Raw genomic sequence first — 15,252 nt, forward strand, 5'->3', positions numbered from 1 at the left:
TCCATGTCGATGTTGTCTGCTGTCTTGTGTCCCACACTCAGCCGCGCGCTTGCGCTGTCCGCCCCGCTGTTGCTCGTGACGGCGCTGGCTGCGTGCTCCAGCGCACCGGTTGCGCCGGCTGCGCTCTACGATTTCGGTCTCGCGCCAACGGCCGCCAGTGGCGCGCGCCTGCCCACCGCGCTGCGCGTGGCCGAGGTGGCCGGCCCGAGCTGGATGGATGGCATTGCCATCTACTACCGCCTCGCCTACGCACAAAGCCAGCGTACCGACGCGTATGCCAACAGCCGCTGGGTGGAATCGCCGGTGAACCTGTTCGATGCCCGCCTGCGCAACGCCGCCGCCGCGCGCGGCCAGGTGGTCGGCTATGCCGGGCAGGAGGTGCCGATGCTGCGTGTCGAACTGGTCGACTTTTCGCAAGTGTTTGACCAGCCGGGTGCGAGCCGGGGGGTGGTACGCCTGCGGGCGACGGTGTTCAAGTCGCGTGAGGTGGTCGACCAGCGCGTGGTGCAGGCCGACGCACCCGCCCCGAGCGCCGATGCGGCCGGCGGCGTGGCGGCGCTCACGCAGGCATCCGATCGTGCCATCGGCGAGGTGCTCGACTGGGTGGCAGCGCTCCCGCTGGCTGCCCACACGCCCACGGCGGCATCGCAACCGGCCGTGCGCGCACACTGACCTTCCACCGGAAGAGGGAACCGTCCGCGTCCGGCGGCGTCGGACGGTATCATGGGCATTGCGCCCCAGTTTGACTGCAGCTCCCGCCGGTGCCGGACCTCCACACACAACCTTCCACGCCTACCCCGCATCGCCACTCGCCGCTCGCACGCGCCGGGCTGGCCTGTTTCGTCTTCCTGGTGGTCTACGCGAGCCTGTATCCATTTGCGGGATGGACGGACACCGGGGTCTCGCCGTTTGCGTACCTGACCGCGCCGCTGCCGCGCTACAACACCGTCTTCGACGTGGTCACCAACGTGTGGGGCTACATGCCGCTGGGCATGCTGACGGTGCTGGCGCTGCATCCACGCATCACTGGCTGGCGCGCGGTGCTGATCGCGCTGGGGGCCGGATTGCTGCTCTCGGGCGCGATGGAGGCCATCCAGACGTATCTGCCGACGCGCGTGTCGTCCAATGTGGATCTGGCGACCAATACGCTGGGTGCGCTGCTGGGGGCGATTGTCATGCTGCCGTTCTCGGCGCGGCTGATCGACCGGGGCGGGCTGCGCCGCCTGCGCCGCCACTGGTTCGAGCCGCATGCCACCTTTGCGATCCTGCTGCTGTTGCTGTGGCCGTTCGCGCAAATTTTTCCGCAGGAATTTCTCTTCAGCATGGGCGGGGTGATCCGTAGCATCGTGCTGGATCCGTCGCCGGACGCTTTCCTCACCAGCGTCATCAACAGCTGGTTTCCGGAACTGTTCGACTGGCATGACCGGCTGCAGGCACACCCCGAGGCCCTGCAGCGCCAGGAATTGCTGGAGGCGCTCATTACCGCCTGCAGCTGGATCGGCACCGGGCTGCTGGCCACCGTGGCCATGCGCCGGGGTGCGCCGCTGCTGCGCCTGCTGGCGGCGTTGCTGGCGAGCGCGCTGCTGTTGAAGGCCGGGGCGACACTGCTGCAGTTTCCGTTGGCCGGCGCGTGGGATTGGCTCTCATCCGGCGCGCGTTTCGGGCTGGTGGTGGGCTCGCTGGTGCTGGTGCTGCTGGTGCGCCTGCCGCGCTGGCTGCGCGGCGCGCTGGCGATGACGCTGCTGATGGCGTTGATCCTGCTGTCCAACGTGTTGCCGCCGAGCCCGTACTCGTGGGTGTCGGCGCAAAGCTGGCGGCTTGGGCGCTTCGTCCATTTCAATAGTCTGTCGCAATGGATCGGCTGGCTGTGGCCGTTCCTCGGCCTCGGCTACCTTGCCTGGCGGGCCGAGCAGACCCAGCTGGAGCGGCGTGCCAACCGGCCCCAAGACTGACCCCGCATCCGCTTGTGTGATGGCGTGCGCCGCCGTCACGTGGCCGACACGATTCCTTTCTACCTTAGCGCCTGTTGAGTGACAGGCGCGCGCTGCATGGACAGACCGCCCGAGTCATCAGGAGGTCATCCGTGTCTGCAAGCCGTGCTGCCAGTCGACGCCTCTTCCGCCCAGTGTTGCTGACTGCGGTGGCATTCGCTTTTGCGTTGGCTGGCTGCGATGCCGCTGATCCGCACGTGCCTGCCGTCGTGCGGGCGCCATCCCAGGTTTCCCCGTCGATCTCGTCTTCCCCGTCTTCCCCGCAGGCCGCCGCGTTGCCCACCGCTGCGCGCGACGGCCTGGTTCCACCCGTCATGCATACCGTCGACTGACGCCCCGATCAGTCAGGCGCTGCCCCGTGTTGTTCCCCCCAACCCCCCAACACAGACAACAGGTAGAGAACATGACCTCCAAGAGCCGCCGTGGTTTTCTCCGTTCCGCCGCCCAATTGGCTGCTGCATCCGCAGCCATGGGTGCGGTGCCCGAAGGTATTCGCCAGGCGCTGGCGATTCCCGCCCATAACGCGCACCGCAATATCGAGGACGTGCAGCACATCGTGATCCTCATGCAGGAAAACCGCTCGTTCGACCACTACTTCGGCACGCTCAAGGGCGTGCGCGGGTATGGCGATACGCGCACGATCACGCTACCGACCGGCAAGAGCGTGTGGCACCAACCGGTCGCTGGTGGTGTGGGTGAAGTGCTGCCGTTCCGCCCGAGCGCGCCCGATCTGGGCCTGCAATTCCTGCAAGACCTGCCGCACGGCTGGAATGACACGCATGCTGCCGTCAACGGCGGCCGCTACGACGGCTGGGTCCCGCACAAGGGCACCACCACGATGGCGTATCTCACGCGCCAGGACATTCCGTTCCACTACGCGCTGGCCGACGCCTTCACCATCTGCGACGCCTACCACTGCTCCACGCCCACCTCGACCGACCCGAACCGCTACTACATGTGGACGGGCTATGTCGGCAACGACAACGTCGGCGGCGGCCCGGTGATCGACAACGCGGAAGCCGGCTACGGTTGGTCCACCTATCCGGAAGTGCTCGAAGCCGCCGGCATCTCGTGGAAGATCTACCAGGACATCGGCACCGGCCTGAATGCCGCCGGCTCGTGGGGCTGGACGAGCGACGCCTACATCGGCAACTACGGCGACAACTCGCTGCTGTACTTCCACCAGTACCAGAACGCGCAGCCGGGCACCCCGCTGTACGACAAGGCGCGCACCGGCACCAACGCATCCGCCGGCGACGGCTACTTCGACATCCTCAAGCGCGACGTGCAGAACGGCACGTTGCCGCAGGTGTCGTGGATTGCCGCACCAGAGGCCTTCTCCGAGCATCCGAACTGGCCGGCCAACTACGGTGCGTGGTACATCGACCAAGTCCTGCAGATCCTCACCTCCAACCCCGAGGTGTGGAGCAAGACCGCCGTGTTCATCACCTACGACGAGAATGACGGTTTCTTCGACCACCTCGTGCCGCCGTTCGCATCGTCGGGCAGCAATGGTTTGTCCACCGTCGACACCACGGGCGAGTATTTCCCGGGCAACGCCAAGTACGGCGCGGGCAGCTACGGCCTGGGCGTGCGTGTGCCGATGCTGGTGGTGTCGCCGTGGTCCAAGGGCGGCTTCGTCTGCTCGGAAACGTTCGACCACACCTCAATCATTCGCTTCATCGAGCAGCGCTTTAAGCGCACGCACAACGTCAAGTCGCCGAACATCTCGAAGTGGCGCCGTGCGGTGTGCGGCGATCTGACGTCGGCGTTCAACTTCGCCACGCCCAACGAGGTGGTGCCGGCGCTGCCGAGCACCGCGGCCTACGTGCCGAAGGACCATGCACGCCATCCGGACTACATCCCGCTGCCGCCGCTGCTGCAAGCCGTGCCCAAGCAAGAGCGCGGCGTGCGTCCGGCGCGTGCGCTGCCGTATGAGCTGTTCGTGCGCGGCCGCCACGACGAGGCCGCTGCCAAGTTCCAGCTCGACTTCGTCAACACGGGCGACGTGGGCGCGGCCTTCCTCGTCTACACCGCCGGCAGCGTGGATGCGCCGCGCACCTACACGGTGGAGGCCGGCAAGCGCCTGTCGGACAAACTGCCGGTGGGTGCCGGCGGTGCATACGACTTCACGGTGCACGGCCCGAATGGCTTCCTGCGCCGCTTTGCCGGCAAGCTCACGCTGTCGGGCCTGCTGCATCCGCAAGGCCGCCGCGCGCTGGAAGTGAAGGAAGGCTACGACGTGGCCAACGGCAACCTGGAGCTGCGCCTGATCAACCACGGCCGCGCGCACACGACTTTCACGATCAAGAGCGCCTACACGGGGGAGAGCGTGCAGCGTGAAGTGCGTGGTGGGGATGATGCCTCGGTGTACCTGGACCTGCGTGGTCAGCACGCCTGGTACGACCTGACCATTACGGCCAGCACCGACGCCGGCTTCCAGCGCCGCCTGGCCGGCCACGTAGAGACGGATCGCCCGAGCGTGTCGGACCCGGCACTCGGCGCATAAGCAGTACCCAAACGAAACGGCCCGCTGGCAATCAAGTCAGCGGGCCGTTTTGCTTGCATCGATAGGATGCGCAGCGTCAGAGCTGCTTCGTATACGTGCGTGCCTGATACAGCGCCAGCGCACTCAACCCGACGATCATCGCGATCGCCAGCACGTCGGCAAACGGATAGCCCCAGTAGTTCATTGCGTGGTCTCCTTCGGTTCGACTTCGATCAGGCCGGTGTCCGCCATGCGCTGGCGGCCAAACTCGGTGATGACATAGCGGAAGTGCACCTTGCCGGTGGCTTCGTCCAGCGAGTCTTCGGGCGTTTGCACCAGGCCGCCGGAGTACAGGTCGGCCAGGATCGCGCGGATGCTGCCCGTCCAGTACTCGTCTTCGGGTTTGCCGTATTCAACGCAGGTGCGATGGGCGATGTCGCTGTCCCACAGGCCGTCGCCGTCGGCCAGCAATTGCAGGATGTAGCCCTTCATGTGCAGCTTCATGCGTGTGTCTCCGTGGTTGCTGTTGTTGTGGTGGGAATGGCAGGTGCCGTGCCGCGGATCACTTCGAGGTTTTCCGAGCTTTCCGACACCATCACGAAGCCGCCGAAGATCACCAGCGCCAGCCCGATCAGGAAGTACCACTCCGGAAACTGCAGCGTGAAGACAGCGGTGAAGATCGTGGCGAACATCGCGTAGAACGCCCCCAGCGCCTGCCCGCGCCCCACGCCGATCAGCGGGAAAGACTTGTACCAGGCCACCGCGCAGAACGAGAAGGTGAGCCCGCCCACCGCCAGCCACAGCAGCGCCTTGCTGTGCACGATGCCGGAGACGATGGTTGTGACGGGCACTGGCACATGTGCGAATAGCGCGATGGCCGGCAGGATGAGGACGACCCAGTAGATGGCCTCGGCGGTGTAGCGGATGGAGACACCGCAGTCGGGGTCGGTCACGTCCATCGCGCGGCCGACGATCGCGCCTTCCAGCCCCCAACCGATGGCGGCCATGGCGCCGCCCAGGTAGCCGATCCACTGGTTGCCGCCGCTGTGCGATTCGGCCATCAGCGCCGGCGCATAGATCGCCACGCCGCCCAGGATGATGATGGCGATGCCCACCGCCGCCCGCGCGCTGATGCGCTCGTTGTACCAAAGCTTGGCCACCGTCGCGCCCACCACGGGGTAGAGGAGGCCGGCCACTGCCGCAAACACCGCGCCCACGTAGCCCATCGCCAGGTACGAGCCGAAGTTGGCCATCAGTCCGCCGGCCACGGCGGCAATGAAGTACCAGCGCGAGATCTTGCGGAACTGGCCGATGGTGCGGAAGTAGTCGCCCAGCTTGCCTAGCGTGCCGAGCCACACCCACTGGAACAGCACCACCATGCAGCTGTGGAATGCCGTGATGACGGCCGCGCAGGTCAGGAAGACGCGCGGATCGGAGAGGTCCAGCGCACCGAATGGCGATTCATGCCAGACGGCCGTGCCCGGCACGTACCAGGCGCCCCACAGAATCGCGGCCCATAGCGCCCAGCGGTAGCCCCACTGCAGCGTACGTCGATGATGTGCCGCGCGGGCGGCGGAGGATGAAGCCAAAACCGGTCTCCTTGTTCTGTGCGCCGTGCCCGCGATGCATCATGCGGGCGGCGCGTAAGTTACTGGAGGTGCAAAAATTAACTGAAGGTATTTCTGAGTGAGTCTAAGCCGGCCCTCCAGGCATGCCGGAAAATCAGTCGCAACGATTGACGGGTTTGTCAGAAGTTGACGTATGCAACGTCAAGTGACGGTGGTGCGTTAGGAAGCACCTGCCTCAGGCACCAAGTCCACCACGGTGATGAGGTGCAACGGCGCCTCAGTGGCCGGATCGCGCGCCAGTGACGTGGTCACGCGCACCGGTACGGCCGAGCCATCGCCGCGTACCAGTTGCAGCGAGAGCGCATAGGTTGGCACCGTGCCGGCGAGCAGCTCGCCGTATTGGCGCAGGTGGCGCGCAAGGTCATCTCGATGCGTGAGATCGAGCAGCGTGCGCTGCTGCAGCGCGGCCTCGGGCTGCCCCAGCAGCTTGCACAGCCACGGGTTTGCGCGCAGGCAGCGGCCCTCCAGGCTGACTTGCGCGATGCCGACCGGTACTTGCTCGAACAGCGTGCGCAGCTTGGCTTCGCTGTCGCGGAAGGCGGCCTGCGCTTCCACTTCGGCGGTCACGTCCTGCGCGGCGCCGATCATGGTGGGTGTGGCAGCCGTCGGGTCCTGCGCCTCGCCTTCCTCGTGGATATGACGGCGCGTGCCGTCGGGCAGGGCGATGGTGTATTCCACGCGATACGGCTGGCGTGTGGTCACGGCCTGGTCCAGCACGGCCTGCACACGGGCGCGATCGGCGGGAACGATGGCATCCAGGTAGCGCGCCATCGTCACCGGCGTGGCTTGCGGTACCCAACCGAAGATGCGGTACGCCTCGTCGGTCCAGCGGCAGGCGTCGCTGCCGGGCTCCCAGACCCAGCTTCCCAAGCGGGCGATCTGCTGCGCCTTGGCGAGCAGCGCTTCCGAATCGCGCAGCGCGGCCTCGGCCGTGCGGCGCTCGGTAATGTCCAGGCTGAGGCCGATCATCTTGACCGGGCGGTCCTGCGCATCGCGCACGAGTGTGGCGCGCGAGACGATCCAGCGCACCGTATCCGGCGCCGGGTTGATGCGGAATTCATGGGCGTAGACACCGCCCTCGGCCAGGTTCTGCGCGATGGCGGCCTGCACACCCGGTGCGTCTTCGGGGGCGACGCAGTGCCAGAAATCGTCCAGCGTACGGATCGGCCGGCCGAACAGCCGCGCGGCATTCGGTGAATACGCCACCGCATCCGTCAGCAGATTCCACTCCCACGTGACCACACCGGAAATCTCCTGCGCGAAGGTCATGCGCGCCTCGCTTTCCATGATGGCGGCCAGGTGCTTCTGGCGGCCTTCACGGGCGCGGGTGTCGGTGCTCAGGTTGGCTTCCAGGTCGGCCAGCGCGCGGTCACCGTAGCGCAGCCACAGCCAGTTCACGTTCAGGAAGCGCGCCAGCGCCAGCAGGTTGGCGTATTCGATCTCGCCGCCGCGCGTCCACTTATGCACCGCCGAGGGCGACACCCCCAGCGCCGCCGCCACCTGCTTGAGCTGGATGCGGCCGCGCGTCAGCACGCCTTTGAGGCGGCCGGCAAAGCTGTCGTCATCGAGCGGGCCGTCAGACGACGGGAGTGAAGCAGCGGTCATGGAGCGGGATTTACTGAGAGTGATTCGCGACAGTATAACGCCTCGAAAATAGCGAAAAACTATCCAATTGCCTGATTGTTAGGTCTTAACGATTGGCCTGAGGCAACTAATTTTTCCTAGACTAGTCCATAATTCTCTAAAGGTAAATAAAAACACCAACAGTGAATTTCTGGGTCGCCGCACCGAATCCCGCCTGTTCAGGCGCTACGGTGTCGGCATTTCGGGCGCCGTCTTCTGTGTGCGCCAGCCATCAACAGGGCTACTGGATATGACGCAAGCTTCTCTTTCCACCGATTTTCGTTCCGCCACGCTGGCACCCCGTCTTGATCTGTATATCGACGGCCAGTGGGTGCAGCCCGAAGGCGGCGTGTACCGCGACATCGTCGATCCTGCCAACGAAAACGTCCTGACGCAGGCCGCCGACGCGTCCGTGGCCGACGCACAGCGCGCCATCGCCGCCGCTCGCCGCGCCTTTGACGAAGGCCCGTGGCGCAACACCGGCACGCGCGAGCGTGCCCGCCTGCTCAACCGCATTGCCGACGCGATCGACGCCGATGCGGAAAACCTCGCCACGCTCGAATCGCTGAACACCGGCAAGACCATCATTGAAAGCCGCTGGGACATGGACGGCATTGCCGCCACGTTCCGCTACTTTGCTGGCCTGGTCGCCACCGAGTCGGGCCTCGTCAACGAAGCCCCGTCGCATGTCATCAGCCGTACGCTGCGCGAGCCGGTGGGCGTGTGCGGCCTCATCACGCCGTGGAACTACCCGCTGCTGCAAGCCGCGTGGAAGATCGCCCCCGCACTGGGTGCGGGCAACACCATCGTCATCAAGCCGAGCAACCTGACGCCGCTGACCACGCATCGCTTTACCGAGCTGCTGATTGAAGTGGGTGTGCCGGCGGGCGTGTTCAACCTGATCACGGGTGCCGGTGAAGCCGGTGCCGAACTGTCGCGCAACCTGGACGTGGATTTGGTCTCGTTCACGGGTGGTGCAGTGGCCGGTGCGGCGGTCATGAATGCCGCCATCGGCAACTTCAAGAAAATCGGCCTGGAGCTGGGCGGCAAGAACCCGAACATCATCTTTGACGATGCGGACTTCGATGCCGCTGTCGATCACGCCGTCAACGCTGCGTTCTTCCACGCCGGCCAGGTGTGCTCGGCCGGCTCGCGCCTGATGTTGCAAGACGGCATTCATGATCGCTTTGTCGAAGCGCTGGTCGAGCGCGTCAAGCGCATCCGCATCGGCAACGGCTTTGAAGACGGCACGCAGATGGGCCCGGTGCAATCGGCCTTCCAGCGCCAGAAGATCGTCAACATGGTGCAAGCCGGTGTGGCCGAGGGCGCAGTGCTGCGCTGTGGCGGCAAGGCGCCGGAAGGCACGCAGTTCGAGCGTGGCTTCTGGCTGGAGCCGACCGTGCTCACCAACGTGAACGACAACATGAAGATCGCCACTGAAGAGATCTTTGGCCCGGCACTGACCATTGAGCGCTTCTCTACCGAAGAAGAGGCCGTGCGCCGTGCCAATAACACGCCGTTCGGCCTAGCCGGCGCTGTGTGGACGCGCGATCTGGACCGCGCCAACCGCGTTTCGCGCGCACTGCGCTTCGGCACGGTGTGGGCGAACGACTATCACCCGTACTTCCCAGAGGCACCGTGGGGCGGCTACAAGGCCAGCGGCATTGGCCGTGAACTCGGCCGCGGTGGCCTGGACGAGTACACCGAACTCAAGCACAGCTACATCAACCTCGCACCGGCCCCGATGGGCTGGTTTGGCACGGACGCTGCGTAACCAGGGAGGGCTTGTTTTGACGACAAATACCGTACAGGAATACGACTACATCATCGTGGGCGCAGGTTCGGCCGGCTGCGTGCTGGCCGCGCGCCTGACCGAAGACCCGGACGTGACCGTGCTGCTGCTCGAAGCGGGCGGCCCCGACCACCGCTGGGATTTCCGCACGCAGATGCCGGCTGCGCTGGCCTATCCGCTGCAGGGCACGACGTACAACTGGGCCTACGAAACCGAGCCCGAGCCGCACATGAACAACCGCCGTATGGCGCAGGGCCGCGGCAAGGGGCTGGGCGGCTCGTCGCTCATCAACGGCATGTGTTTCATCCGCGGCAACGCGATGGACTACGAGCGCTGGGCGAGCGACTTCCAACTCGACGATTGGACGTACGCGGATTGCCTGCCGTACTTCCGCAAGTCGGAAACGTACGACAAGGGCGCCAACGATTGGCACGGCGATGCTGGCCCGCTGCAGGTCACCACGCCCAAGCAGGACAACAGCCTGCTGTTCCACGCCTTTATCGAAGCCGGTGAGCAGGCTGGCATTCCAGCCACGGACGACTTGAACGGCTATCGCCAGGAAGGTCTGGGGCCGATGGACCGCACCGTGACCGCCAAGGGCCGCCGTGCCAGTACGTCGCTCTGCTATCTGGATACCGCGCGCAAGCGTTCCACGCTGACGGTGCTGCCGCGCGTGCTGGCGGATCGCGTGATCTTCGAGGGCACGCGTGCCGTGGGCGTCGAAGCGCTGATGGATGGCAACCGCGAAACGTGGCGTGCGCGCCGCGAGGTGATCGTCACCAGCGGCGCCATCGCTTCGCCGCAGTTGCTGCAACGCTCGGGCGTGGGCAATGCGGATGAACTGCGCGCCATGGGCATCCACTCTGTCGCGCACCTGCCGGGTGTGGGTGAAAACCTGCAGGACCACCTGGAGATGTACATCCAGTACGAGTGCCTGCGCCCGGTGTCGATCTACGAATCCACGCTCTGGTACAACAAGCCGAAGGTCGGCCTGGAGTGGTACATGAACGGCACCGGCCCCGGCGCCAGCAACCACTTCGAGGCAGGCGGCTTCATCCGCAGCGATGACAGCTTCGAGTGGCCGAACATCCAGTACCACTTCCTGCCGCTGGCGGTGAATTACGACGGCAGCAACCCGGTGAAGATGCATGGCTTCCAGTGCCACGTTGGGTCGATGCGTTCGCCGTCCACGGGTTACGTGAAGCTTGCCTCGCGCGACCCGCGTGACAAGCCGCGCATCCTGTTCAACTACATGGCGCATGACGTGGACTGGCGCGAATTTCGCGCCGGCGTGCGCATTACGCGCGACATCATCGCGCAGCGCGCATTCGACCAATACCGCGGCCGTGAAATCAGCCCCGGCCCGAGCGTGCAGACCGATGCCGAGATCGACGCCTTCGTGCGCGACCATGCCGAGACCGCGCTGCATCCGTCCTGCACTTGCAAGATGGGCTCGGCCGATGACCCGATGGCCGTGGTCGACAACGAGGGCCGCGTGCATGGGCTGGAAGGCCTGCGCGTGGTCGATGCATCAATCATGCCGCGCATCGTCACCGGCAACCTGAACGCGCCGACGATCATGATGGCCGAGAAGATCGCCGATCGTATTCGTGGCGTGGCACCGCTGGCGCGTTCGGATGCGGCGTTCTACGTGCATGGCAAATCGCCGCTGCAGGCGCCCGCCAAATCGCTGGTCGCCAGCGAACTGGTGACGGCCTGATGCGCTGGCGCAAGGTCGCGACGATGCTGGGCGGGGCAGCGGCATGCGCTGCTGCGCTGCCCGCGCACGCCGATGACGTACCGGCCAGCGACGACAAGCGCTGGTCGGCCAATGCCTCCGTCGTCTCCCAGTACGTGTCGCGCGGCCTGCGCCAGACGTGGGGCAAGCCCGCGCTGCAGGCGGGCGTCGATTACACGATGCCGAATGGCTTCTACATCGGCGCGTGGGGCTCGCAGATCAGCGACCACGTCATCGCCGGCGGCCATGTGGAAATCGACACCTACGTGGGCTACGCCACCACCGTCGCGCACGACATCGAGCTGACCACCGGGCTGTATCGCTACTGGTATCCGGGTGCCCGCTATGACAAGGCCTTTGCGGGCGGCCCGGCCACCGGCTACGGCTACACGGAGTGGATGGTTGGCACCGGTTGGCGCGGCGTGTCGGTCAAGCTGTGGACATCGTTGTCGAACTACTTCGGCTTTGATGGCAACTCGCTGGCCGACGGTATCGACAAAGGCAGCCGTGGCTCGACCTATGCCGAGGCCAACTGGGCTGTGCCGCTGCCCAACGATTTCACGCTTGGTCTGCACATCGGCCATGAGCACGTGCGTAACCACGGCGCATTCAGCTTTACCGACTACCGTGTCGAGCTGTCGCGGCCCATCAACAAGTTCCTGACGCTGTCCGCTGCCCTCACTGGTGCTGACGCGTCTGCCTATGCCAACCAGGTGTCGGCGCGTAACGGCGCCGACCGCATGACGCTTGGCCGGCGCACGGTCGTGCTCAAGCTGACGGCAGCGTACTGAGCGGCAGGCGGCGTCTTTCCTTCAACCCTTTCCTCACAACCTTCGCTCTGAGAGCAACACACCATGGCCTCCCTGGGTTTTACCGACGTTGTCGGTCTGGTCGGCGTCGCCGCTTATGTTTCTGCGCACTTCGGCGTGCAGGTCTTGCATAAATCGCCAACCAGCGCATTTGCCGTCCGGCTCAACATGATCGGGCCGATCTGCATCCTGATTTCGCTGATGGGTTCATTCAACCTGTCATCGTTCCTGACGCAATTCTTCTGGCTTGCGTTGACGCTGATGGGCTGGTGGCGGAACAAGCAGGCAGGGCGGCCGGTGGCGGAAGCGCCTGGCGCGCCGCGCCCAGGGCAGCCAGCGCAGCAATAGGTTCGTGTTGTTTTGGCAAGACCGCGCTTTCGAGCGCGGTTTTTTTTCGCTCGCGCTATTTGCCGAATGCAGCGATCACGGCATCGATGAAGCTGGGCAACTTGGGCGTCGGCCTCCGGTCGGGCGAGTAGAGCGGGTGGATCGGCCGAGACGGCAGTTCATCATCGGCAAGCAGCAGGACCAGCCTGCCGCTCGCAAGATATTTCAGCATCGGCTGCAGGCTGATGCCCAGCCCTTCAAGCGCCGCCATGCGCAGTCCGGCGCCGTTGTCGATCGAGAAGCGGCTTTTCACGCGCGCCGCATGTTCCGGCCCATGTGCATTGGTGAACTGCCAGTCGAGCGCGGTGGGTGGCGCCCAGTACGCAAAGCCCAGGTATTCGTGCTCGGCCAGCTCGCTCGGATGCCGCGGCGTACCGTGCGTGGCCAGGTACGCGGGCGAGGTACACACCACCAACCGATACGACATCAATGCCGGCGCGATCAGGCAGGAGTCGGTCAGCGGCGCGATGCCGGTCACCGAGTCATTGGCTTCGTCCACCACATCGACGTATTGATGCTGCTTTTGGAACTATCGTTTAGGACGTTTCTTATTTTGTCGGTGGTGGCAACTATCTATTCTGATCTCAAGCGCAACACGTTGAGCGCCACCGAATATCCAGCCACATAAGGAACCGACCATGAACACTCGTCTCTCCCGCAACACCCTCTTGACCCTAGTGGCCGCCGTGTCCGCTTCTGCCGCACTGCTGGCCCAACCGGCCGTCGCCGAACAGACGAAGGCCGACCCGTACACGCAAGGTGCTGTCGCCAAGGCCGATCCGTACACGGATGGCGCCGCCGCCAAGGTCGACCCGTACACCGATGGTGCCGATCGCCAGGCCGACACTTATGGCTACCTGTCGTGGAACCGCGATACGACGTATCCGACGACTTCTGACGCGCGTGCCTGATCCGGTCGCTTGAAAAAAGAAAAGGCCCTGGAGGTGAAACCCAGGGCTTTTCTGTTTGCGCGGCATTTTGCACGCGGCGGTCTGACGACGCCGGCTCTGTGCACCAAGTTGTCGTGATGCTGTGAGCAATGTGATGCAAGCACCTCTGCATCAATGTTTGCTGCGGTGCTGTATTGTTGATAATAGAAGAACAGTCTTTTCTTTGAAGTGCCATTTATTCTTCGGGGGCAACGATCTATTCTCACCTCAAGCGCAACGAACTGAGCGCAACCGAACATCCAGGCACATAAAAGGAGCCGATCATGAACACCCGTCTCGCAACCGCTTTCTCCCGCAACACCCTGCTGGCCCTGGTGGCCACTGTGTCCGCTTCTGCTGCACTGCTGTCGGCCCAACCGGCCGCAGCTGCCGTGCAAAGCGCTGATCCCTACACGCAAGGCGCTGTCGCCAAGGCTGACCCCTACACACAGGGCGCCGCCGCCAAGTACGACGTCTACACGCAAGGCGCCGATCGCCGGGCCGATACCTACGGCTACCTGTCGTGGAAGGGTGACCGCTTCGACCCGTACACCCAAGGTGCCGTCGGTAAGGCCGACCCGTACACCGATGGCGCTATCGCCAAGGCTGATCCGTACACGGACGGCGCTGCTGCCAAGTTCGACCCGTACACCCAAGGCGCTGACCGCCAGGCCGACACCTATGGTTACTTGTCGTGGAATGGCGATGCTTCGTATCCGAAGGACGCTGCTTCGAACGTCTAATCGAACTGCACCAAAGCAAAAGGGCCTTGGGTTTCACCCCAAGGCCCTTTTTGTTTGTGCAGCGTTTCCGCTGGTCGATCAGACCACGCCGGCTTCGTGCGCTTGCTGATCGGCGTGGTACGAGCTGCGCACCATGGCGCCCACGGCGGCGTGCGTGAAGCCCATCTCGTAGGCCTTCTCTTCGAACATCTTGAAGGTGTCCGGATGCACGTAGCGCAGCACCGGCAGGTGGTGGCCGGACGGCGCCAGGTACTGGCCGATGGTCAGCATGTCGATGTCGTGCTCGCGCATGTCGCGCATGACTTCGAGGATTTCCTCGTCGGTCTCGCCCAGGCCGACCATCAGGCCGGACTTGGTCGGCACGTTCGGGTTGCGCGCCTTGAAGTCCTTCAGCAGCTTGAGCGAGTGCGCGTAGTCGGCGCCCGGGCGGGCCTGCTTGTACAGGCGTGGTACGGTTTCGAGGTTGTGGTTCATCACGTCCGGCGGGCATGCCTGGAGGATGTCCAGCGCCTTTTCCAGGCGGCCGCGGAAGTCGGGCACCAGCACTTCGATGCGCGTGGCCGGCGACAGCGCGCGCGTGCGGCTGATGCAATCCACGTAATGCTGGGCGCCGCCGTCACGCAGGTCGTCACGGTCGACGCTGGTGATGACGACGTAGTTGAGCTTGAGCTGGGCGATGGTCTTGGCCAGGTTTTCCGGCTCGTTCACGTCGAGCGGGTCCGGGCGGCCGTGGCCGACGTCGCAGAACGGGCAGCGGCGTGTGCACTTGTCGCCCATGATCATGAACGTGGCCGTGCCCTTGCCAAAGCATTCGCCGATGTTCGGGCAGCTGGCCTCTTCGCACACCGTCACGAGGTTGTTGGCGCGCAGGATGTCCTTGATCTCGTAGAAGCGCGAGTTGCCGGTGGCGGCACGCACGCGGATCCAGTCCGGCTTCTTGAGCTTTTCGGCCGGCACGATCTTGATGGGGATGCGCGCGGTCTTGTCGAGCGACTTCTGCTTAGCGGTGGCGTCGTACGGTTTGTTCGACGGGGCTGCAGAGGTTTCGGCGACAGTGGCGCCGGTGGCGGAATCGGTCATCGTGTTCTCCGCGTGCGCTTGTGACACACGCTTGGGTCGGCTGC

15 protein-coding genes are annotated in these 15,252 nt (G+C 64.8%); 10 read left to right on the plus strand and 5 right to left on the minus strand.

Going from position 1 to position 15,252, the window contains the following annotated elements; genetic code table 11:
* Positions 1–3: 3 nt before the first annotated feature.
* The 4 genes from F7R11_RS03975 (at position 4) to F7R11_RS03990 (ending at position 4,500) form a co-directional block, all read left to right on the plus strand.
* Positions 4–672, plus strand: coding sequence for an ABC-type transport auxiliary lipoprotein family protein (locus tag F7R11_RS03975; RefSeq protein ID WP_064801358.1), 669 nt, complete (start codon positions 4–6; stop codon positions 670–672).
* Between the two features lie 89 nt (positions 673–761).
* Positions 762–1,952, plus strand: coding sequence for a VanZ family protein (locus tag F7R11_RS03980; RefSeq protein ID WP_021196279.1), 1,191 nt, complete (start codon positions 762–764; stop codon positions 1,950–1,952).
* A 131-nt stretch (positions 1,953–2,083) separates the two neighbouring features.
* On the plus strand, positions 2,084–2,323 hold the full coding sequence (locus tag F7R11_RS03985) for a hypothetical protein (RefSeq protein WP_151180503.1): 240 nt from the start codon (positions 2,084–2,086) through the stop codon (positions 2,321–2,323).
* 71 nt (positions 2,324–2,394) lie between these two features.
* Positions 2,395–4,500 carry a phosphocholine-specific phospholipase C gene (locus F7R11_RS03990; RefSeq protein ID WP_064801360.1) on the plus strand — a complete coding sequence of 702 codons (2,106 nt, stop codon included), beginning with the start codon at positions 2,395–2,397 and terminating at the stop codon, positions 4,498–4,500.
* A 180-nt stretch (positions 4,501–4,680) separates the two neighbouring features.
* On the opposite strand, the gene F7R11_RS03995 is transcribed toward F7R11_RS03990, so the two are convergent.
* The 3 genes from F7R11_RS03995 to F7R11_RS04005 form a co-directional block, all read right to left on the minus strand.
* Positions 4,681–4,983: a hypothetical protein gene (locus tag F7R11_RS03995; protein WP_064801362.1), complete on the minus strand. Its 303-nt coding sequence runs from the start codon at positions 4,981–4,983 to the stop codon at positions 4,681–4,683.
* A complete protein-coding gene (locus tag F7R11_RS04000) occupies positions 4,980–6,068 on the minus strand; it encodes a DMT family transporter (RefSeq protein ID WP_021196283.1) in 1,089 nt (362 codons plus the stop codon). The genes F7R11_RS03995 and F7R11_RS04000 overlap by 4 nt, the downstream gene beginning before the upstream one ends.
* A gap of 198 nt (positions 6,069–6,266) precedes the next feature.
* Positions 6,267–7,712, minus strand: coding sequence for a helix-turn-helix domain-containing protein (locus F7R11_RS04005; RefSeq protein WP_064801364.1), 1,446 nt, complete (start codon positions 7,710–7,712; stop codon positions 6,267–6,269).
* Positions 7,713–7,980: 268 nt separating this feature from the next.
* On the opposite strand from F7R11_RS04005, the gene F7R11_RS04010 reads away from it, so the two are divergent.
* The 4 genes from F7R11_RS04010 to F7R11_RS04025 all read left to right on the plus strand — a co-directional run bounded on the left by F7R11_RS04010 (position 7,981) and on the right by F7R11_RS04025 (position 12,417).
* The gene (locus F7R11_RS04010) at positions 7,981–9,504 is read left to right on the plus strand and encodes an aldehyde dehydrogenase family protein (RefSeq protein ID WP_064801366.1); all 1,524 of its coding nucleotides are present in this window, start codon (positions 7,981–7,983) and stop codon (positions 9,502–9,504) included.
* A gap of 16 nt (positions 9,505–9,520) precedes the next feature.
* Complete coding sequence (betA, locus tag F7R11_RS04015) at positions 9,521–11,242, plus strand: choline dehydrogenase (RefSeq protein ID WP_064801368.1); 1,722 nt, start codon at positions 9,521–9,523, stop codon at positions 11,240–11,242.
* Positions 11,242–12,051, plus strand: coding sequence for a TorF family putative porin (locus tag F7R11_RS04020; RefSeq protein ID WP_064801370.1), 810 nt, complete (start codon positions 11,242–11,244; stop codon positions 12,049–12,051). Before betA ends, F7R11_RS04020 begins: the two co-directional genes overlap by 1 nt.
* Before the next feature lie 63 nt (positions 12,052–12,114).
* Complete coding sequence (locus F7R11_RS04025) at positions 12,115–12,417, plus strand: CBU_0592 family membrane protein (RefSeq protein ID WP_021196288.1); 303 nt, start codon at positions 12,115–12,117, stop codon at positions 12,415–12,417.
* 55 nt (positions 12,418–12,472) lie between these two features.
* On the opposite strand, the gene F7R11_RS04030 is transcribed toward F7R11_RS04025, so the two are convergent.
* Positions 12,473–12,955 (minus strand): LysR substrate-binding domain-containing protein, encoded by a 483-nt coding sequence (locus F7R11_RS04030; protein ID WP_231973144.1) that lies wholly within the window; start codon positions 12,953–12,955, stop codon positions 12,473–12,475.
* A 139-nt stretch (positions 12,956–13,094) separates the two neighbouring features.
* On the opposite strand from F7R11_RS04030, the gene F7R11_RS04035 reads away from it, so the two are divergent.
* Complete coding sequence (locus tag F7R11_RS04035) at positions 13,095–13,367, plus strand: hypothetical protein (protein ID WP_031329795.1); 273 nt, start codon at positions 13,095–13,097, stop codon at positions 13,365–13,367.
* A 302-nt stretch (positions 13,368–13,669) separates the two neighbouring features.
* Positions 13,670–14,128, plus strand: a complete 459-nt coding sequence (locus tag F7R11_RS04040; RefSeq protein WP_021196290.1) for a hypothetical protein — start codon at positions 13,670–13,672, stop codon at positions 14,126–14,128.
* Between the two features lie 78 nt (positions 14,129–14,206).
* On the opposite strand, the gene lipA is transcribed toward F7R11_RS04040, so the two are convergent.
* On the minus strand, positions 14,207–15,208 hold the full coding sequence (gene lipA / locus F7R11_RS04045) for a lipoyl synthase (RefSeq protein ID WP_021196291.1): 1,002 nt from the start codon (positions 15,206–15,208) through the stop codon (positions 14,207–14,209).
* Between the last annotated feature and the right edge of the window lie 44 nt (positions 15,209–15,252).

This window comes from Ralstonia insidiosa, from assembly GCF_008801405.1.
In the GTDB taxonomy this organism is placed as follows: Bacteria; Pseudomonadota; Gammaproteobacteria; order Burkholderiales; family Burkholderiaceae; genus Ralstonia; species Ralstonia insidiosa.

What these genes read in the sequence shown, in the direction of transcription:
- F7R11_RS03975 (WP_064801358.1), top strand. Translation starts at nt 4, where the DNA reads ATGTCGATGTTGTCTGCTGTCTTGTGTCCCACACTCAGCCGCGCGCTT.
- F7R11_RS03990 (WP_064801360.1), top strand. Translation starts at nt 2,395, where the DNA reads ATGACCTCCAAGAGCCGCCGTGGTTTTCTCCGTTCCGCCGCCCAATTG.
- F7R11_RS03995 (WP_064801362.1), bottom strand. Translation starts at nt 4,983, where the DNA reads ATGAAGCTGCACATGAAGGGCTACATCCTGCAATTGCTGGCCGACGGC.
- F7R11_RS04005 (WP_064801364.1), bottom strand. Translation starts at nt 7,712, where the DNA reads ATGACCGCTGCTTCACTCCCGTCGTCTGACGGCCCGCTCGATGACGAC.
- F7R11_RS04010 (WP_064801366.1), top strand. Translation starts at nt 7,981, where the DNA reads ATGACGCAAGCTTCTCTTTCCACCGATTTTCGTTCCGCCACGCTGGCA.
- F7R11_RS04020 (WP_064801370.1), top strand. Translation starts at nt 11,242, where the DNA reads ATGCGCTGGCGCAAGGTCGCGACGATGCTGGGCGGGGCAGCGGCATGC.
- F7R11_RS04025 (WP_021196288.1), top strand. Translation starts at nt 12,115, where the DNA reads ATGGCCTCCCTGGGTTTTACCGACGTTGTCGGTCTGGTCGGCGTCGCC.
- F7R11_RS04035 (WP_031329795.1), top strand. Translation starts at nt 13,095, where the DNA reads ATGAACACTCGTCTCTCCCGCAACACCCTCTTGACCCTAGTGGCCGCC.
- F7R11_RS04040 (WP_021196290.1), top strand. Translation starts at nt 13,670, where the DNA reads ATGAACACCCGTCTCGCAACCGCTTTCTCCCGCAACACCCTGCTGGCC.
- lipA (WP_021196291.1), bottom strand. Translation starts at nt 15,208, where the DNA reads ATGACCGATTCCGCCACCGGCGCCACTGTCGCCGAAACCTCTGCAGCC.